The 20,110-nt window shown below is 43.4% G+C and carries 19 protein-coding genes; 2 read left to right on the top strand and 17 right to left on the bottom strand.

Features of this window, described 5'->3' with window-relative positions; genetic code table 11:
• Positions 1-57 precede the first annotated feature (57 nt).
• Positions 58-2,754: a cation-translocating P-type ATPase gene (locus B7708_RS07730; protein ID WP_084974926.1), complete on the bottom strand. Its 2,697-nt coding sequence runs from the start codon at positions 2,752-2,754 to the stop codon at positions 58-60.
• A gap of 307 nt (positions 2,755-3,061) precedes the next feature.
• Between B7708_RS07730 and mntE the strand changes: the two genes are divergently transcribed.
• Positions 3,062-4,255 (top strand): CDF family manganese efflux transporter MntE, encoded by a 1,194-nt coding sequence (gene mntE / locus B7708_RS07725; RefSeq protein ID WP_084974924.1) that lies wholly within the window; start codon positions 3,062-3,064, stop codon positions 4,253-4,255.
• Between the two features lie 53 nt (positions 4,256-4,308).
• On the opposite strand, the gene B7708_RS07720 is transcribed toward mntE, so the two are convergent.
• From B7708_RS07720 to cdaA, 9 genes are all read right to left on the bottom strand, one after another.
• Entirely contained in the window at positions 4,309-4,923 is a 615-nt protein-coding gene (locus B7708_RS07720) for a hypothetical protein (RefSeq protein WP_084974922.1), read from the bottom strand.
• Positions 4,923-6,791 carry an ABC-F family ATP-binding cassette domain-containing protein gene (locus B7708_RS07715; RefSeq protein WP_084974920.1) on the bottom strand — a complete coding sequence of 623 codons (1,869 nt, stop codon included), beginning with the start codon at positions 6,789-6,791 and terminating at the stop codon, positions 4,923-4,925. Before B7708_RS07715 ends, B7708_RS07720 begins: the two co-directional genes overlap by 1 nt.
• On the bottom strand, positions 6,788-7,987 hold the full coding sequence (locus B7708_RS07710; protein WP_084974918.1) for a CCA tRNA nucleotidyltransferase: 1,200 nt from the start codon (positions 7,985-7,987) through the stop codon (positions 6,788-6,790). Before B7708_RS07710 ends, B7708_RS07715 begins: the two co-directional genes overlap by 4 nt.
• Positions 7,984-8,751 carry a 4-hydroxy-tetrahydrodipicolinate reductase gene (gene dapB / locus B7708_RS07705; RefSeq protein ID WP_084974916.1) on the bottom strand — a complete coding sequence of 256 codons (768 nt, stop codon included), beginning with the start codon at positions 8,749-8,751 and terminating at the stop codon, positions 7,984-7,986. Before dapB ends, B7708_RS07710 begins: the two co-directional genes overlap by 4 nt.
• 151 nt (positions 8,752-8,902) lie before the next feature.
• On the bottom strand, positions 8,903-9,751 hold the full coding sequence (locus B7708_RS07700) for a DegV family protein (protein ID WP_084974915.1): 849 nt from the start codon (positions 9,749-9,751) through the stop codon (positions 8,903-8,905).
• Between the two features lie 2 nt (positions 9,752-9,753).
• On the bottom strand, positions 9,754-10,128 hold the full coding sequence (locus tag B7708_RS07695; protein ID WP_001050090.1) for a DUF1149 family protein: 375 nt from the start codon (positions 10,126-10,128) through the stop codon (positions 9,754-9,756).
• Between the two features lie 73 nt (positions 10,129-10,201).
• Positions 10,202-11,554: a phosphoglucosamine mutase gene (gene glmM, locus B7708_RS07690; protein ID WP_084974913.1), complete on the bottom strand. Its 1,353-nt coding sequence runs from the start codon at positions 11,552-11,554 to the stop codon at positions 10,202-10,204.
• A 28-nt stretch (positions 11,555-11,582) separates the two neighbouring features.
• Positions 11,583-12,365, bottom strand: a complete 783-nt coding sequence (locus tag B7708_RS07685) for a CdaR family protein (protein WP_084974911.1) — start codon at positions 12,363-12,365, stop codon at positions 11,583-11,585.
• Positions 12,352-13,209, bottom strand: a complete 858-nt coding sequence (gene cdaA, locus B7708_RS07680; protein ID WP_084974910.1) for a diadenylate cyclase CdaA — start codon at positions 13,207-13,209, stop codon at positions 12,352-12,354. The genes B7708_RS07685 and cdaA overlap by 14 nt, the downstream gene beginning before the upstream one ends.
• Positions 13,210-13,345: 136 nt before the next feature.
• Here cdaA and B7708_RS07675 point away from each other — a divergent pair, with 136 nt between their 5' ends.
• Positions 13,346-14,314, top strand: a complete 969-nt coding sequence (locus tag B7708_RS07675) for an NAD(P)/FAD-dependent oxidoreductase (protein WP_084974908.1) — start codon at positions 13,346-13,348, stop codon at positions 14,312-14,314.
• A gap of 31 nt (positions 14,315-14,345) precedes the next feature.
• Here B7708_RS07675 and whiA read toward each other — a convergent pair whose 3' ends face one another.
• The 7 genes from whiA to B7708_RS07640 all read right to left on the bottom strand — a co-directional run bounded on the left by whiA (position 14,346) and on the right by B7708_RS07640 (position 20,096).
• The gene (gene whiA, locus B7708_RS07670; RefSeq protein ID WP_084974906.1) at positions 14,346-15,257 is read right to left on the bottom strand and encodes a DNA-binding protein WhiA; all 912 of its coding nucleotides are present in this window, start codon (positions 15,255-15,257) and stop codon (positions 14,346-14,348) included.
• A complete protein-coding gene (locus B7708_RS07665; protein ID WP_001231058.1) occupies positions 15,254-16,231 on the bottom strand; it encodes a YvcK family protein in 978 nt (325 codons plus the stop codon). The genes whiA and B7708_RS07665 overlap by 4 nt, the downstream gene beginning before the upstream one ends.
• Positions 16,228-17,118 (bottom strand): RNase adapter RapZ, encoded by an 891-nt coding sequence (gene rapZ, locus B7708_RS07660; protein WP_000163039.1) that lies wholly within the window; start codon positions 17,116-17,118, stop codon positions 16,228-16,230. The genes B7708_RS07665 and rapZ overlap by 4 nt, the downstream gene beginning before the upstream one ends.
• A 51-nt stretch (positions 17,119-17,169) precedes the next feature.
• Positions 17,170-17,550, bottom strand: a complete 381-nt coding sequence (locus B7708_RS07655; protein ID WP_001140420.1) for a RidA family protein — start codon at positions 17,548-17,550, stop codon at positions 17,170-17,172.
• Positions 17,551-17,559: 9 nt separating this feature from the next.
• Complete coding sequence (yihA, locus tag B7708_RS07650) at positions 17,560-18,147, bottom strand: ribosome biogenesis GTP-binding protein YihA/YsxC (protein ID WP_084974903.1); 588 nt, start codon at positions 18,145-18,147, stop codon at positions 17,560-17,562.
• Positions 18,148-18,155: 8 nt separating this feature from the next.
• Positions 18,156-19,388 carry an ATP-dependent Clp protease ATP-binding subunit ClpX gene (gene clpX, locus B7708_RS07645; RefSeq protein WP_004240351.1) on the bottom strand — a complete coding sequence of 411 codons (1,233 nt, stop codon included), beginning with the start codon at positions 19,386-19,388 and terminating at the stop codon, positions 18,156-18,158.
• 201 nt (positions 19,389-19,589) lie between these two features.
• Positions 19,590-20,096, bottom strand: coding sequence for a dihydrofolate reductase (locus tag B7708_RS07640; RefSeq protein ID WP_084974901.1), 507 nt, complete (start codon positions 20,094-20,096; stop codon positions 19,590-19,592).
• Between the last annotated feature and the right edge of the window lie 14 nt (positions 20,097-20,110).

The raw sequence follows: 20,110 nt of genomic DNA, 5'->3' as shown, positions 1-20,110 counted from the left end.
CGACTTCTAATTCTTTCCCTCAAATGCAAAAAAAGCCATCCGAAGATGACTTTCTTTTTAAATCGCGTTCTTATCAAGACCAAGTTTACGTTGAACAAACTTGACGATTTCGACAATGATAATCATTGAGAAGCTTCCAGCCATGACAATTCCCCATTGTGACAAGTCCAGTTTGGTTACGTGGAAGATTCCTTCAAGCGGTTCTACGACGATCGTTGCCATCAGAAGAATGAAGGATACCAAGATAGACCAGTTGAAAGTCTTAGACTTGAATGGTCCAACTGTCAAGATAGACTGGTAAACAGACTTGACATTGTAGGCATGGAAGAGCTGAATCAAACCGAGTGTTGCAAAGGCCATGGTGAGGGCATCTGCGTGAATAGCTTGGTTGTCTCCTACATGGACTGGATAGGTAAGAGCAAGGCCATAAACGGTCAAGACGAGTGCTCCTTGGAGTACACCTTGATAGATAATGGAACTCATGACCCCACCTGAGAAGAAGCTTGATTTGCGTCCACGTGGTTTGTGGGTCATAACACCTGGCTCAGCTGGTTCAACACCAAGAGCGATAGCTGGGAAGGTATCGGTCACCAAGTTGATCCACAAGAGATGAACTGGCTGTAGAACATCCCAACCAAACAAGGTTGATAGGAAAATGGTCAAAACTTCAGCCGTATTGGCAGAAAGAAGATATTGAATAGTCTTTTGAATGTTTGAGAAGACCTTACGTCCTTCTTCAACTGCGACGATAATAGTCGCAAAGTTATCATCGGCAAGAATCATATCAGAAGCACCCTTAGAAACCTCTGTACCAGTGATTCCCATACCGATACCGATATCGGCTGTTTTCAGAGCTGGTGCATCATTAACACCATCACCTGTCATGGCAACGACCTTACCTTGGTTTTGCCAAGCTTTGACGATACGAACCTTGTGTTCTGGAGATACACGCGCGTAAACAGAGTATTGACCAACTACTTTTTCAAATTCTTCATCTGAAAGTTCGTTGAGCTCCGCACCTGTCAAAACATGGTCTTCTGAATCATTTTCATCGATAATTCCCAAACGTTTGGCAATAGCTTCTGCTGTGTCTTGGTGGTCACCAGTGATCATGATTGGACGGATTCCTGCTTCCTTAGCGACACGAACCGCTTCTGCTGCTTCGGCACGCTCAGGGTCAATCATCCCAATCAATCCAGTAAAGATCAAGTTGTTTTCCAGTTCTTCAGAAGTGAGGTTTTCTGGAATGCTATCAATAATCTTATAAGCACCTGCAAGGACACGCAAGGCTTGGTGAGCCATTTCAGAGTTGTTTGTGTGAATTAAGTCATTGACTTGATTATCAATCGGAGCGACATCACCAGCCTTATCACGAGCAACACAACGTTTCAAGAGTTGATCTGGAGCCCCTTTGACTGCTACGAGGAATTTCCCATCTGGCAATGGATGAACCGTTGACATGAGTTTACGATCTGAGTCAAACGGCAATTCAGCTACACGAGGATATTTCTCTAAAAATCCTTTGACATCGTAGCCCTTATCCAAGGCATACTGGATGAAGGCTGTTTCCGTTGGATCCCCGATCAGGTTTCCTTCTGCATCAATCTTAGTATCATTAGCCAAAACAACTGAACGAAGAAGAGGCATTTCAAGACCTAGTTCAATATCATCAGCTGAATCATGTAGGACTGCATCATAGAAGACTTTTTCGACGGTCATCTTGTTCATGGTAAGCGTACCAGTCTTATCAGAAGCGATGATCTCAGTCGAACCAAGTGTTTCGACCGCTGGCAACTTACGAACGATAGAGTTCCGTTTTGCCAAAACTTGAGTACCGAGGGCAAGAACGATGGTTACGATAGCAGGAAGTCCTTCTGGGATGGCTGCTACGGCAAGCGCAACAGAGGTCATCAACTCACCAAGTGGATCTTTACCTTGAATGAAGACTCCAACTACAAAAGTAACAAGGGCAATGACCAAAATTGCATAGGTCAAGACCTTAGAGAGGTTGTTCAAGTTTTGTTTGAGTGGCGTGTCTGTCTCATCAGCATCTTGGAGCATGCCAGCAATATGACCCACTTCAGTATACATACCTGTATTGACAACAACACCAAGACCACGACCATAAGTCACATTTGAGTTTTGGAAGGCCATATTGACACGGTCACCAATACCAGCATCTGCAGCGAGTTCTACGGTCAAGTCTTTTTCAACTGGAACAGACTCACCTGTTAGGGCTGCTTCTTCTATTTTAAGAGAATTGGCTTCTAGCAAACGTAGGTCTGCTGGCACTACGTCACCTGCTTCAAGAGCAACGATATCTCCTGGCACCAATTCTTTGGAATCAATCTCTGCCATGTGCCCATCACGAATAACGCGAGCAGCTGGACTGGACATAGATTTGAGGGCTTCGATGGCTTCTTCTGCTTTTCCTTCTTGGTAAACACCGAAGGCAGCATTGATGATAACCACGGCAAGGATAATGATGGCATCTGCGATATCTTCCCCACCAGAAGTTACGACTGACAAGATAGCCGCTGCAACTAGGATGATAATCATCAAATCCTTAAATTGCTCGATAAACTTGACTAGGAGAGATTTTTTCTCACCCTCTTCCAGTTCATTACGTCCAAATTCAGCTAGGCGTTTCTGCGCTTCGCTAGACGAGAGACCTTGTTCAGTTGCTTCAACTGACTTCAAGACCTCTTCAGGACTCTGAGTATAAAACGCTTGGCGTTTTTGTTCTTTTGACATATGTCTCCTCCTTGACTTTGTGTGCAAAACAAGCTCTCTTTTGGTTTTATGACAAACAAAAAGAGACCTGTTAATCATAACAAGTCTCGCTGTTTAAGATAGCGCCGGAAAGCATACTTTTCAGTATAAAATTCGGAATGACGACACTATCACAGGTTTCTGCCAGCTACTCCCTTGAGTAGTACTATTATATCAAAATTTGAACAATTTTCAAGAATTATAATCCGATGAAACAAGACTAAATTTGAATTTTCCCATGAAAACCAGTATAATGAAAACAGAATCTCAGCACCAGAAAGGAAGTCCGATGAATCAATCCATGTCAAATCTCAAGTTGGCAGAACGTGGTGCCATTATCAGCATTTCGACCTACCTCCTCTTATCTGCAGCAAAATTGGCAACTGGGCACCTCCTGCATTCTTCCAGTTTGGTGGCAGATGGTTTTAACAACGTATCCGATATTATCGGAAATGTAGCCCTCTTGATCGGGATTCGGATGGCTCGCCAACCTGCAGACCGTGACCATCGCTTTGGTCACTGGAAGATTGAAGATTTGGCTAGTTTGATTACTTCCATCATCATGTTCTATGTTGGTTTTGATGTGCTTCGGGACACCATTCAAAAAATTCTCAGTCGGGAACAAACAATTATCGATCCTCTGGGAGCATTTCTAGGAATCATTTCTGCAGCGGTCATGTTTGCCGTTTATCTCTATAATACTCGCCTCAGTAAGAAATCCAAATCCAAGGCTCTCAAGGCAGCTGCCAAGGACAATCTTTCCGATGCTGTGACTTCGCTTGGGACTTCCATTGCTATCCTAGCCAGCAGTTTCAATTATCCGATCGTAGATAAATTGGTCGCTATCATCATCACTTTCTTTATCTTAAAGACAGCCTATGATATCTTTATCGAATCTTCCTTCAGTCTTTCAGATGGTTTTGACGACCGTTTGCTAGAGGACTATCAAAAAGCCATTATGGAAATTCCAAAGATTAGTAAGGTCAAATCCCAAAGAGGGCGAACCTACGGTAGCAATATCTACCTTGATATCACCTTGGAAATGAATCCCGATTTATCAGTTTATGAGAGTCACGAAATCGCAGACCAGGTCGAGTCTATGCTAGAAGAGCGTTTTGGAGTCTTTGATACCGACGTCCATATCGAGCCAGCTCCCATACCTGAAGACGAGATTTTAGACAATGTCTACAAAAAACTGCTCATGCGTGAGCAATTGATTGACCAAGGAAATCAGCTAGAAGAACTCCTTGCTGAGGACTTTCTCTATATCCGTCAAGATGGAGAGCAGATGGATAAAGAGGCTTATAAGGCTGAAAAAGAACTTAGTGCTGCAATTAAGGACATTCAGATTACCTCCATTAGTCAGAAAACCAAACTCATTTGCTATGAGATGGACGGAATCGTCCATACCAGTATCTGGCGTCGCCATGAGACTTGGCAAAATATCTTTCATCAGGAAACAAAAAAAGAAGACAAACAGTGACCCTATCCAATGGATAGGGTCTTTCTGATTATTCTACTTTAAGCAAAGACAGACTATGACGGTTTGGAAGATTTGCTTTTCAAAGCTTGTTTTGACTCTTTTCTTGCTTGGCGATTTTGCTTGATGCGCCATTCTCGCTCAAAGTAGGACATGGTTTCAAAGACTCTTCTAGGAAAGTCAACATCCAGTAAATGAATCGGAATTATCAAGTCGACAGCAGGTTTAGCACTTGAAAATTTACTTCGCAGTCGATTCCATAGAGATTTCGTTTTTACAAGGTCTTTGTCAAAAAAACAAACTTCAATCTGGTAAAAATCCCTCGAACTTCTACCACCCTTGATTCTCATAAGAGAAAATGTTTCTACTTGCCTCCAGGAATAAAACTGCCAGTCTTTCTTTGGATGTGGCTTATAGAAAAAACCTTGAGTCGTAAATTTTAAATACTCTTTGCCTGATAGAAGAATCTGCATCCGTTCATACAAGAGCCAACCAACAATAATGAGTAGGAATCCAACAAAAGCAATTAATACTATGATTCCCATTGAATCTTCTTCGGGATAAATCAGCAAAAAAGATAGTATATAAGTAAAAAACACTAACTCGACCAAACAGAGAAGAATAGTCCAGATGACTTTCTTGCTGCTCCATTTTATGATTACTTCTTCCATTATACCAATTCACTTAAATATTCATAGCGTTCATATTTTTCAAGGAGTTCTTCGTTTTTCTCGTCTAGTTCTTTCTGAAGGGTCGCTAGCTTACCAAAGTCGGAGCCATTTGCCTGCATTTCTTCTTCAATGGCTGCGATACGATTTTCCAAGGCTTCAATATCGCCTTCAATGCTTGCCCACTCCTGCTTTTCTTGATAGGTCATCCGCTTCTTTTCTTCACGGACCTTGACCACTTTCTCCTTTTCGGCCTTTTGCACTTGATTGGCCATCTCTGTTTCAAAGGCTTTTTCATCAAGGTAATCAGTGTAATGACCAAAGAAAGGGCGGATGTTACCATTCTCAAAGGCAAGAATCTTGGTCGCTACCTTATCCAAGAAATAACGGTCGTGGCTAACTGTCAAGACAGGACCCGCAAAGCCCTGCAAGAAATTCTCCAAAACTGTTAAAGTCGCAATATCTAAATCATTGGTCGGCTCGTCCAAAAGAAGAACATTTGGTTTTTCCAAGAGTAATTTGAGGAGATAGAGGCGTTTTTTCTCTCCACCTGACAATTTCTCAATCAAGGTTCCATGCGTCGAACGTGGGAAGAGGAACTGCTCCAGCAACTCTGCAATGGAAGTCGTAGAACCACCACTGGTCTTGACTTCTTCTGCCACTTCCTGCAGGTAATTGATAACGCGCTTGCTCTCGTCTAAGCCTTCGATTTGTTGAGAGAAATAGGCGATGCGAACCGTCTCACCGATGATAACTTGACCTTCAGTCGGCGCAAGACTTCCTGCGATGAGGTTAAGCAGGGTTGATTTCCCCACACCATTATCGCCAACTATTCCGATACGGTCTTTGGCCTGCACCAAGAGGTTAAAATCTTGTAAAATCGGCTTGTTCTCATAAGCGAAGGAAACATCTTTAAACTCGATGACCTTCTTACCAATACGGCTAGTTTCAAAGTTCATGGTCAAGTCTGTCTCAGCAACGCCCCCTGATACTTCTTTCTTTAAGTCGTGGAAACGATTGATACGGGCTTGTTGCTTGGTCGCACGTGCCTGCGGTTGTCTGCGCATCCAGGCCAATTCTTGCTTATAGAGTTGTTCCTTTTTGTGGAGTAAGGCAGCATCGCGCTCATCTTGTTCCGCCTTGAGGCGAACATAGTCCTGATAATTTCCCTGATACTCGGTCAAGCCTGCTCGGTCCAACTCGAAAATCCGCGTTGACAAAGCGTCTAAGAAATAACGATCGTGGGTGATGAAGAGAACGGTCTTCTTGGAATTTTTCAAAAAGAGGGTTAGCCACTCAATAGTCGCAATATCCAAGTGGTTGGTCGGCTCGTCCAGAAGCAAGAGGTCGTGGTTGCCAAGAAGAACTTGCGCTAACTGGACCCGTCTTCTTAGACCACCTGACAATTCCCCAACAGGAGTAGATAAGTCCTGAATACCTAGCTTACTGAGGACCGTCTTGATCTGGCTTTCAATTTCCCAGGCTTGGAGAGAATCCATCTCTGCCATGACCCGTTCCAAACGAGCCTGCTTGTCCTCACTGTAGTTGAGCATGATCAACTCATACTCACGAATCAACTGGATTTCCTTGAGGTCGCTGGAGAGAACCGTATCCAAGACCGTCTTGCTATCATCAAAGTCTGGATTCTGGGTCAAGTAGCCAATCTTATAGTCATTCTTAGCGGAAAAAGGGCTAACGTCACCATCAAAGCCTGAAACTCCAGAAAGGACATCTAAAAGGGTGGTTTTACCCGTTCCATTGACACCGATCAGACCGATTCTGTCCAAGTCATGAATAATAAAGGAAATATCCTTAAAAACAGTTTTGTCACCAACGGATTTGCTTAGTTTTTCAACGATAAAATCACTCATTTTTTCTCCCTCAGGTAAGCATGGATGGCTTGACGGTCATTTTCCAATTCTCCATCAACAATGGCAAACTCAATCTCTGTTAAAACCTCTCCTAAATCTGGACCTGGCTGGTAACCATATTCCTTAATCAAAATGCCACCATTTATTTGGATTTCTTTCTTATCATGAATAGTTAAGCTCTGATAGGTTTTTGTGATTGCTTGTGGGTTGACTGCTTTTCCTTGAGCCTGACGAAGGCTTTCAGCCTGTAGAAGGGAATCCAAATCAAAGCGGTAACAATCGCGCTTGCTCAGCTCTCCTTCTTCTCGCAAAGCCAAAATGGTCAGCAAATCCTGAACTTGCTTTGCAAATTGGCGTGATGTCTTCCAATCTTTCAAAAACGGTTGCGAATCTTTAATCTCCAAAGTCCACAAGAGAGCAGCCCAGGCTTGCTCAGAAGACTCAAAGGTGAAATCCGCCTCTAAATCAAACAATCTTTGGAGCTTTTCTCTACTGTCTGCCATATCAGGGAGATAATCATAAGCTTGACTCTCAATCATGGAAGAAAGACCAACTCGCCAAAAAGGTGCCAGCAAGAGTTTATCAAACTCAACGAAGGTGCGTTCCACAGAAATCTTCTCCAAAAGTGGCGTCAAAATCTTCATCGCCTCAAAAGTTTCTGACTCAAGTTTAAAACCGAGACTGGCCTGAAAACGAAAACCACGCATAATCCGCAGAGCATCTTCGTTGAAACGCTCACTAGCCACTCCAACTGCTCGCAAGACTTGGTTTTTCAAATCTTCTAAACCATGGAACAAATCAATGATTTCGCCTGTTTCATCCAAAGCAAAGGCGTTGACTGTAAAATCACGGCGCTTGAGGTCTTCTTCTAGCGAACGCACAAAGGAAACCGCACTGGGTCTGCGATAGTCTACATAGACATCCTCTGTCCGAAAGGTAGTTACTTCATACTCTTCATCGCCATCTAAGACCAAGACGGTTCCGTGCTCAATTCCGATATCGGCTGTTCGTGGAAAAATCTGCTTGGTCTCCTCTGGATAGGAAGAAGTCGCGATATCCACATCGTGGATGGGACGATTGAGAAGGGCATCTCGAACAGAGCCCCCAACAAAATAGGCTTCAAAGCCTGCTTCTTTAATTTTTTCTAATACTGGTAAAGCCTTCTGAAATTCAGAAGGCATTTGCGTTAATCTCATAATAAGTGTTCTAATCCATAGACAAGCTCATGACGCTTGACAACTTCTTTGATTCCCAAATTGACCCCTGTCATGAAGGAGCTGCGATCATAGGAGTCATGACGAAGGGTCAATCCTTCTCCCTGATTGCCAAAGATGACTTCCTGATGGGCTACCAAGCCTGGTAGACGGACCGAATGGATGCGCATGCCATCAAAGTCAGCACCGCGAGCACCCGCAATCAATTCTTCCTCATCAGGCGCACCTTGCTGGATTGATTCCCGAACTTCCGCCATCAACTCAGCTGTTTTAATGGCTGTTCCACTCGGAGCATCTTTTTTCTTGTCATGATGGAGCTCGATAATCTCCACATTTGGGAAATATTTGGCAGCTTGCGCCGCAAATTGCATAAGCAAGACAGCTCCCAAGGCAAAGTTGGGAGCAATCAAACCACCCAAATCTTGTTCACGGGAAAATGCTTTTAATTCTGCAATTTCGTCACTAGTGAAGCCTGTTGTTCCAACTACTGGAGCAAAGCCATTTTCAAGAGCAAAGCGTGTATTTTCGTAGGCAACGGCTGGTGTAGTAAAATCTACCCAAACATCCGCTTCAAAACCAGCCAAGTCAGCCTTATCATTGAAAACAGGAATTCCCTGCCATTCTGACTCAGACTCAAAAGGATCCAAAACTGCGACCAAGTCCAAGTCTGGATCAGCCAAGACCATCTGACAAGCAGCTTGACCCATCTTTCCCTTAAAACCGGCAATAATTACTCGAATACTCATCTCTACTCCTGTCTAAGATACAAAGGACGTTAGCTGCCCATGAAAAATAGAGAATGGTGCTGACTTTCCACGAAAGGCAAGACAGGCATCTTTTTCAAGTGGCAGATAGTCCGTGTTCAATTTCTAAGATACAAAGCCTGCCCAAACAAATCTAGACAACTGGCGTATAACTCAAGGCGATACTGCCTTCTCCAAGGTGGGTCCCAATGACACTACCAAAGCTGACAATTGGAATCTCAGAATTCACACCACTCTCAATCAAGAGTTGGTGCAAATCTGCCGCCTTTTGAGGTGCGTTACCATGAATGACTGTAATACGGTAGTCCCCATCTTTTGTCAACTCTTTGATGATTTCTACCAAACGTTTGATTGCCTTCTTTTCCGTACGTACTTTTTCGTAAACTTCGATCACCCCTTGGTCATTAAAGTAGAGGATAGGCTTGATACTGAGGAGATTCCCTAAGACAGCTGCCCCATTTGACAAACGGCCTCCCTTAACCAAGTGATCAAGGTCGTCTACTATGATAAAGGCTGAATTATCAGCAATTTGGATAGCCAACTTCTCCTGAATCTGGGCAAAATCATCGCCCTGTTCTGCCCATTCAAAGGCACTCTCCACCATAAATCCTAGAGGGGAACTTGTGATATGGGTATCTGGAAAGGCAATGGTCAAGCCATCATACTCATCCAACATGTATTGGATGTTCTGATAAAAACCTGAAATTCCTGACGAAAGAAAGAGTCCCAAGACATGGGTATAACCCTCGTCTTTCAAAGAACTAAGAATCTCATCCAATTTGGCAATACTTGGTTGACTAGTTTTAGGCAATTCTGCAGACTGAGCCATCTTTTGATAAAATTCCTCAGCAGTCAGATTGACACCTTCTACATACTCCTCTCCATCAATATTGACAGGAATATCCAAGATAAATAGATTCTCTCTTTGCAGCGTCTTCTCCTCTAAATAGGCTGAAGAATCTGTAATGACAGCTAATTTCATGACTAAAACTCCAAATTGATCCCTGGAAGATCCAAGGCGATTTCTGTTACTTCATACGTCAAACGATTGAGCATGTTCAAACATGGACGTGCCAAGTTTTCAACTTCTTCTTGATTAAATTCGCTTGGTTCGTTGACAATACGACCTTCCACATGGTTAACTTGGGAAATCGTTCCACTGATGACAAATTTATCAAAGACAATCATGAAACTCAAGATAACGACAAGCGAAGTTACTTGGTTTTCTTGGTCATGTTGGAGCAACTGAAAGTTCACGTCTACCTTGGTTTCAGGAGCTCCATTTTCATTTTCCCATTCAAAGTTACGAGCATCAAAGTGATACTGGCTAACAAATTCTTGTTCTCGTTTAAGATTCATTTTTCTCTCCCATTGCTACAATTTACTATGCAATTGTACCACATTTTTATCTTTTCATCTAGTTTTCTAGGCTTTAGTCAATTCCGATTTCATCTTTAACAACAGCAGCAATCGTATCTACGTAGTAGTTAACTTCTTCTGTTGTTGGGGCTTCTGCCATGACGCGCAAAAGGGGTTCTGTTCCACTTGGGCGGACAAGGATACGACCGTTCCCTGCCATTTCTTCTTCCATCTTTTCGATGATAGTTTTAATGGCTGGTACTTCCATGGCTTTTTCTTTCATGGCATTTTCCACTCGGATATTGACCAGTTTTTGTGGGTAAATCGTCACTTCTGATGCCAGTTGAGACAAGCTCTTACCTGTTTCTTTCATGATTTTAGTCAATTGGACAGCTGATAATTGACCATCACCAGTAGTGTTGTAATCCATCAAGATAACGTGGCCTGATTGTTCACCACCAAGGTTGTAGCCTGATTTTCTCATTTCTTCAACGACATAGCGGTCACCAACAGCAGTCACTGCCTTGTTAATGCCAGCACTCTCCAAGGCCTTATGGAAGCCAAGGTTAGACATAACGGTTGTCACGATGGTGTTTTGAGCCAACTGGCCTTTTTCAGAAAGATATTTCCCGATGATGTACATGATTTTATCACCATCGACGATATCACCATTTTCATCAACAGCAATCAAGCGGTCACTGTCTCCGTCAAAGGCCAAACCGATAGCTGACTGGCTTTCTTTGACCACTTCTTGAAGAGCTTCTGGATGTGTAGAACCCACATTCAAGTTGATGTTAAGACCATCTGGTGTCTCACCGATAACTGTCAACTGGGCACCAAGATCAGCAAAAATCTGACGGGCACTTGTAGACGCTGCACCGTTTGCTGTGTCCAAGGCCACTTTCATTCCCTCAAGAGGAGTTCCAGTTGAAACAAGGTAGCCTTCATACTTACGCAAGCCTTCTGGGTAATCCACCAAGGTTCCCAAGCCTTCTGCACTTGGACGAGGAAGAGTATCTTCAGCAGCATCTAGCAAGGCTTCGATTTCTGCTTCTTTGTCGTCATCAAGTTTGAAGCCATCCCCACCAAAGAATTTAATTCCATTATCAAGGGCTGGGTTGTGGCTAGCGGAAATCATGACACCTGCACTGGCTCCCTCAGTTTTGACCAAATAAGCTACTGCTGGTGTCGCAAGGACACCAAGTTTGTAGACGTGAATTCCTACAGAGAGAAGACCTGCCACCAAGGCAGATTCTAGCATTTCTCCTGAGATACGTGTATCACGTCCTACAAAGACTTTAGGGGCTTCCGTTTCGTGTTGGCTAAGAACATATCCACCAAAACGTCCCAGTTTAAAGGCCAATTCTGGCGTCAGTTCTACGTTTGCTTCTCCACGGACTCCATCGGTCCCAAAATATTTACCCATTTTATTTATCATCCTTTTCTATTATTTATTATTGTTTAGACGAATCTGATTTCGTTTCTGAACTCGTTGAAGACGAACTGCCCTCTGAGGAACTTGTTGACGAGTTACTCGAACTAGACGCTGCTGTTTTTGTTGTAATTTTCATAGTCGTGTCAAATGGCATAATAACGCTTGGCAAGACATTTCCATTTTTATCAACTGCTTGTAGTGGAACAGAGGCCGAGTAGTTACCTGTTATCCGTTCACTCGTCGGTAAGATGGCAATGACACGATCTACTTTGGAGAGGGTTTCCTCATCACTAATAACCGTTACTTTTTCATCTGACACAGTAACTTTATCGATTTTCACGCGAGAATCAATCTGGTTAGGATCAATCTCTGGCACAACGATTACATTGTCTCGTTTTGCTTTTTTACCGACCTTCACTGTTATCTTTTGCGGTGTTGCAACAGCGGTCAAACCACTCGGTAAATTTTCAATGGTTAGAGGAACTTCGATGGTTCCTACACTAGCATTGGTTAAGTCAGCTTTGACCTTGAATTTCCGAGTGCTTTCCTGCATTTCGCTCGCCAAAGCAACTCTGTTTGACCCTGTCAGAAAGACGGTCACTTCAGATGTAAAGCCACTAATAAAATACTGATCGCTGTCGTACTGAATATCGATTGGGACATTAAGAACCGTATTGGTATAGGTTTCCGTCCGCACTTGTCTAGCACTATTATTATTCTGATAGTTTGTAGAAGTCGCATAGATAAAGAGGATGCAGGCGAAAAAGAAGGAAGAAATGATATAAAGACTATTTTTTCTCATGTTTCAATCCTCCTAGCAAGCGCTCTTTCAAACCATGTTTTTCCTCTGATGTTGGAAGCAGGATTCTTCTCAATTCAGATTCAAACTCTTCCAAGGTCAAATCGTGCTTAAAGACTCCATTATAGGTGATTGAGATTCCACCTGTTTCCTCCGAAACCACAAAGGTAAGAGCATCTGATACTTCCGACAAACCAATCGCCGCCCTGTGACGCGTTCCAAACTCCTTGGAAATCTCTGTATTTTCAGTTAGTGGCAAGTAGGCTGAAGTAACAGCAATCCGATCTTCTCGGATAATGACCGCTCCATCGTGCAAGGGAGTGTTAGGAATAAAAATATTGATGAGCAATTCAGCTGAAATCTTAGCATCTAGGGGAATCCCCGTCGAGATATACTCCTGCAAGGTTCTCACACGCTGAACTGCTACCAGCGCACCAATCTTACGCGGACTCATGTACTCGACTGATTTGACAAAGGCACGAATCATCTGCTCCTCTGCACTAATCGGAGCATTGGAAAAGAAATCCGTTGCCCGACCCAACCGCTCTAGACCCGTCCGAATCTCTGGTGAAAAGATGACTACTGCTGCAATAACCCCATAGGTGATGATTTGATTGATCAACCAAGAAATGGTCGTTAAACCAATCATATTGGAGAGAATTTGAGCTAGAATAAAGACCAAAACTCCCCGCACCAAGATCATGATTTTAGTCCCTGCAATGGCCTTTGTAAAATGATACAAAATATAAGTCACAATCAAAATATCAATCAGATTGATGACTATAGTCCAAGGGCTTGAAAACAAACTCGTCCAGTACTGTAAGTTGGAAAATTGCTGAAAATTCATCCCTAGTTCCCTCCCTATCAAAACACGTTCCGTCCTATTATACCATTTTCTAACAATTTTTTCCCTATCCTACTTCATTTTAATTTGATTAAAAATATGATAAAATAAACTGACTAGAAAAAACGAAGGAGAAATCATGTCTCAACTCTATGATATTACCATTGTAGGTGGTGGTCCTGTCGGGCTCTTTGCCGCCTTTTACGCCCACCTACGCCAAGCCAAAGTCCAAATCATCGACTCCCTTCCCCAGCTCGGTGGTCAACCAGCCATCCTCTACCCTGAGAAGCAAATCCTTGATGTGCCAGGTTTCTCAAACCTTACTGGAGAAGAGTTAACCAATCGCTTGATTGAGCAGCTAAACGGCTTTGAAACACCTGTTCACCTCAACGAAACCGTTCTTGAAATCGAGAAACAAGATCAAGGATTTACCATTACAACCTCTAAAGGTAGTCACCTGACTAAAACAGTTATCATTGCCATGGGGGGTGGCGCCTTTAAACCACGACCGCTTGAATTAGAGGGTGTTGAGGACTATGAAAATATCCACTACCACGTGTCCAACATTCAACAATACGCAGGTAAGAAAGTAACCATTCTCGGTGGTGGGGACTCAGCAGTGGACTGGGCTCTAGCTTTTGAAAAAATTGCGCCAACTACACTTGTTCACCGTCGAGATAACTTCCGCGCCTTGGAACACAGTGTGCAAGCTCTACAAGAATCATCTGTAACCATTAAGACACCGTTCGTTCCTAGCCAACTCCTCGGAGATGGAAAAACACTCGATAAACTAGAAATCACCAAAGTCAAATCATATGAAACCGAAACTATCGAAGTAGACCATCTCTTTGTCAACTATGGTTTCAAATCATCTGTTGGTAATCTTAAAAATTGGGGGCTGGACCTCAATCGTCACAAGATTATCGTAAATAGCAAGCAAGAATCTAGCCAAGCAGGTATCTATGCCATCGGGGACTGCTGTTACTATGAAGGTAAGATTGATTTGATCGCTACAGGACTGGGTGAAGCACCAACAGCTGTGAACAATGCCATCAACTACATTGACCCAGAACAAAAAGTGCAACCCAAACACTCGACAAGCTTATAAAAAAGAACCACGGATCAACTGATTCGTGGTTTTATAGCTCATCTGCGATCTTGTTTATTTTTCTGAGTCTGTGATTGACACCACTTTTGGTCAAGGGATTACTCAGACTATCTGCCAACTGCTGGATAGAGTAGTCTGGATGCTGAATCCGCAACCGTGCCACCTCTTGCAAATCCACGGGTAAATTTTCCAAACCCATTCTATCTTTGATTTTACTGATATTATTGATGGTCTTCATACTAGCAGAGACCGTCCGAGCGATATTGGCTGTTTCAGCGTTATTAGCCCGATTGAGATCGTTACGAGTTTCACGCAAAATCTTGACGCGCTCAAAATTATCACGCGCCTGCATAGCGCCAATCACAATCAAGAAATCCATGATGTCTTCTGCCCGCTGGAGATAGGTAACTGCACCTTTCTTTCGCTCAATGACCTTAGCATCCAGTAAAAATTGCTGGAGGAGAGAGGCCAGTCCTTGGGCATGGTCCAGATAAACGGAACTAATCTCCAACTGGTACTTACCAGACTCCGGATCTCGGATGCTGCCATTTGCCAGAAAGGCACCACATAAGTAAGCACGTCCAGCTTCTTCATCTGCTAAAATATCAGGATCAATGCCTGTCTCCAAACCAAAGAAAGAATCCGCAAGCCGCAAATCAGCTAAAAGCTCCTGCACCCTCTCATCGGTATAGACCGTGTAGACACGGTTCTTACGAAGATTGCTTCTCTGATGGTGTCGAATCTCAGACTTAATCTCATAAAAATGGAGAAAGGACTCATAAAGGTGACGAGCTAACTTGGCATTTTCGGTCACGACGGACAAGATCAAGCCCGAACTAGATAGCCCGATACTGCCAGACATCTTGATAATTGCCGATAGTTCATAATGACTGAGATGGTGTTGACCAAGAATTTCCTCTTTTACTGCAACTGTAAAACTCATTTTCTCACCTGTATGATGCGCATCAATTCATCTACAATCAAATCGCCATCATGGAAGGCTCCTCCATTTTCCAAACGAAGGAAGTTGGATGAAATCACACGAGGAACCTGCTTGCAAAGACCAGCAAAATCATGCTCTACCTGAACCAGATACTCATCAAAACGGTTGGTATCCATGTATTCTCTAGGAACCTTTTCGATATTAACCAAGACCGTATCAATAAAAGGCCGACCTAAGTGTCGATGGAGAACTTCCACGTGGTCACTGTCTGAAAAGTGCTCTGTTTCCCCACGCTGGGTCATGATATTGCAGACATAGGCTATCTCTGCCTTAGTCTCCAAGAGAGCCTGTCCAATCTCCTCGATGACAATATTCGGCAAAATCGATGTAAAGAGGGAACCAGGCCCCAAGACGATCATGTCACTCTCGAGAATGGTATTGACTACTCGACGGCTGGCTTGCGGTGTTTCATCATCCAAAGTATTGGTCACATAGACATGGTCGATCATGCCTGGATGATCTGCAATGTGGCTCTCACCTGCCACCTCAGAACCGTCTTTAAAGACTGCATGCAGTGTCAAAGGCTGATCGCTTGAGGGGTAGATCTTTCCTGTTGTGTGAAAGAACTTACTGAGTAATTGCATAGCATTGTAGGTAGACCCTTGCATTTCAGAGAGCCCTGCTATGATGATATTCCCCAGTGGATGGCCCGCAAAAGCACCAGCCTCTTCTGAAAAGCGGTACTGAAAAACCTTCTCATAAAATTTAGGCATATCCGACATGGCCACCAAAACATTCCGAAGATCACCTGGTGGTGTCAGCTGTTGGATATTCTTTCTTAGCTCACCAGAAGATCCACCATCATCAGCCACCGTTACGATGGCCGCGATATCAACATCCTTTTCTCGCAAGCTTTTCAAAATGACGGGGATACCAGTTCCTCCACCAATCACCGTTATCTTTGGTTTTCTCATGAACGGTTTACCGTTTCCTTTCTTCGGTCTTTATCACGATGGCTTTCATTGACAGGCCAATTTTTAGCAAGGTCCTCAGCGATTCGTTTGGCAAAGGCAACACTACGGTGTTGTCCACCTGTACATCCTACTGCAATGGTTAAAACAGACTTTCCTTCTTTTTTGTAACTTGGTAAAATGGGCTCAATCAAGGCGAGTAAGTGCTGATAGAAACTTTCAGACTCTTCATGATTCATCACATAGTCATAAACTGCTTGATCCTCACCTGTCTGATTACGGAGTTCAGGGAGGTAGTATGGGTTTGGCAAGAAACGGACATCAAAAACCAAGTCTGCATCAATAGGGATACCATACTTGAATCCAAAAGACATGACTTCGATACGGAAAGACTGGGCTTGTTCTTGGTCTGAAAATTGCTCTGCAATGGTTTTACGCAGTTCACGCGGAGTAAGTTCTGTCGTATCCACTACATTTTGACTCATATTTTTCAAAGGTGCCAGGAGTTCGCGTTCCAGCTTGATGCCATCTAAAATCCGACCATCAGCAGCTAGAGGGTGACTTCTTCTAGTTTCCTTATAGCGTGCCACCAATTCCTTATCTGCTGCGTCTAAAAAGAGGATTTTGAAGTCCAAATCATCTTGGTTTTCCAATTCATCCAAAACAGCCTGAATCTCTGAAAAGAAGGAGCGGCTCCGCATGTCCACAACCAATGCCAGTTTGTGGTCATCATCCTTGGTCTCTACCAACTGCAAAAACTTTGGTAAGAGGGCTGGCGGCATATTGTCAATAGTGAAATATCCCAAATCCTCGAAGGACTGAATGGCTACCGTTTTCCCTGCACCACTCATCCCTGTCACAATCACCAGGTGAAGTTGTTTCTTAGTCATCTATCTCTCCTTATATCAAAAAAAGTTTGGCAGAGCCAAACTTCAACTAGCTTATCCAATCTCTGCGATCACTTCAATTTCGACTTTTACATCACGAGGAAGACGTGCAACCTCTACAGCTGAACGAGCTGGAAATTCCTCTTTAAAGGCAGTTTGGTAAACCTCGTTAAAAGGAACAAAGTCATTCATATCACTCAAGAAGCAAGTGGTTTTGACAACATGGTCAAAGTCTGTTCCTGCTTCTGCCAAAATAGCACCGATATTTTTCAAAACTTGTTCTGTCTGTTCTTGTATAGTTTCTCCTACAATTTCTCCAGTTTCAGGTGAAAGAGGAACTTGACCGCTCGCAAACAAAAGATTGCCAACGATTTTCCCTTGAACATAGGGGCCGATTGCTTTTGGAGCTTTGTCTGTATGAATTGTTTTTGCCATTTCTTTCCCTCACAATTTTTCTAATATTGCATCCCAAGCCTGATCCATCCCTGCCTTGCTGACAGATGAAAAGAGGATGAAGTCGTCACTTGGGTCAAAGTTTAATTTCTTTTTGATTGCTGATTCGTGCTTGTTCCACTTACCACGAGGAATCTTGTCCGCCTTGGTCGCAACGATGATAACCGGAATCTCATAATACTTAAGAAATTCGTACATCTGCACATCATCTGCTGACGGGTCGTGGCGGAGATCCACCAGACTGACCACGGCACGGAGATTTTCCCGAGTGGTCAAATACTCCTCAATCATGCGCCCCCACTTTTCACGCTCCTTTTTGGAAACGCGGGCATAGCCGTAACCTGGTACATCCACAAAGCGCATCTTGTCATCAATGTTAAAGAAGTTGAGTAGCTGGGTTTTTCCAGGTTTCCCCGATGTACGAGCAAGATTCTTGCGATTCAGCATGGTGTTGATAAAGCTAGACTTGCCAACATTTGAACGCCCTGCTAGAGCAATCTCCGGCAGGTCATCCTGCGGATAGTGGGACTTTTTTGCCGCACTGAGCAAGATTTCAGCATTGTGCGTATTGATTTCCATAATCACCTCTAGGCTGTTTCTAGGATTGGTTTATCCGTTCCATCGACAGCTTCTTTTGTGATGCGAACCAATTTCACATTTTCTTGACTTGGCACTTCAAACATAACGTCTAGCATGGTTTCTTCGATGATTGAGCGAAGACCACGCGCACCAGTTTTACGTTCGATAGCTTTATTAGCAATCTCTTGTAGGGCTTCGTCGTCAAATTCCAATTCAACGTCATCATAAGAAAGCAAGGTTTGGTATTGTTTGACCAAAGCATTTCTTGGTTCTTTCAAGATGCGAACCAAGTCATCGACCGTCAATTGCTCAAGAGCAGCAAAGACAGGCAAGCGCCCAATCAACTCAGGGATAATACCGAATTTTTGAATGTCTTCAGCGATGATTTCTTGCATGTAGGAGCTGTTTTCGTCAATCGCTTTGTTGTTTTGTCCAAAACCGATGACTTTTTCTCCCAGACGTTGTTTGACAATTTCTTCGATGCCATCAAAAGCACCACCCACGATAAAGAGGATATTCTTGGTATCCACCTGAATCATCTCTTGTTGTGGATGTTTGCGTCCACCTTGAGGTGGCACGCTAGCTACAGTTCCCTCGATAATCTTGAGAAGGGCTTGTTGCACTCCTTCACCCGAAACGTCACGTGTGATAGACACATTCTCGCTCTTCTTGGCAATTTTGTCAATTTCATCTACGTAGATAATCCCACGTTCTGCACGTTCGATGTTAAAGTCAGCAGCCTGCAAGAGTTTGAGGAGGATATTTTCCACGTCCTCACCCACATACCCAGCCTCAGTCAGAGCTGTCGCATCTGCAATAGCGAAAGGCACGTTCAAGCTCTTAGCCAAAGTCTGAGCCAAGAAAGTTTTCCCTGAACCAGTTGGACCAATCATCAAGATGTTTGACTTTTGCAAATCCACATCTTCTGACTCTTCACGCGTATCATGGAAATTGATGCGTTTGTAGTGGTTGTAAACTGCCACTGCCAAGGCACGTTTGGCACGATCTTGACCAATCACATAGTGGTTCAAGATATTGAGGAGCTCGATTGGTTTTGGTACTTCAGACAAGTCTGCCAAAACTTCCTCGGCCAACTCCTCCCGAATGATTTCCTGGGCCAACTCCACACATTCATTACAGATAAAGGCGTTGTTCCCAGCGATTATTTTCTTTACTTCTTCTTGGCTCTTGCCACAAAATGAGCAATAAACCATCATATCATTTTTCCTATTTGTAGGCATGATTTCCTTCCATTCTAATTTATCATTCTATCTAAAATAAGGTCATATAAAAAGCGTGGACACTGTTTACCAGATTGGTAAAAGCATTCAACCAGAGTAAGGCAGATAGTCCATAGCGCTTCTTACGAAAAGCCTGTGCTCCAGTCAAAATACAGATCACACACAAAAAAGCTGTAAAAAATCCAAATATACTGCGCTCCATTAGACTTCCTTTCTTTCTCGGTATTCGATGGTAAAATCATAGTCGTTTTTCTCATCTCGGGTATAAGATTTGCTTGCGACTGTCTCAAAACGAGACAAGTCAAACTCCTCAGGGAAATAGGTATCTCCCTCTACCTGAGCATGAATCTGCGTCACGATGATTTCATCTAAATAGGGCTCAAAAGCCTGAAAAATCTGTTTTCCACCTATGATATAGAGATTCTTGTCCTGACTCTGATACCAAGCTAAAACAGACTTCACATCTTGAAACACGAGCGTACCATCCACGACTTCGTCACTGTTTCGTGTCAAAATCAAGGTTTGGCGTTTGGGAAGCAGACGACGTCCCATTCCATCAAAGGTCACTCGTCCCATCAAGATGGCGTGATTTAAAGTTGTTTCCTTAAAATGTTGCAACTCAGCTGGCAAATGCCAAGGGAGACGATCTTCCTTCCCAATCACCCCTTTTTCATCTTGGGCCCAAATGGCTATGATTTTCTTTGTCATGCTTCCGTCCTTTT

It is taken from the genome of Streptococcus oralis subsp. dentisani (genome assembly GCF_002096615.1).
Classification (GTDB): Bacteria; Bacillota; Bacilli; order Lactobacillales; family Streptococcaceae; genus Streptococcus; species Streptococcus oralis_U.
The sequence above is the reverse complement of the archived record's forward strand: the minus strand, read 5'-3'. Positions and strand labels throughout refer to the sequence as shown.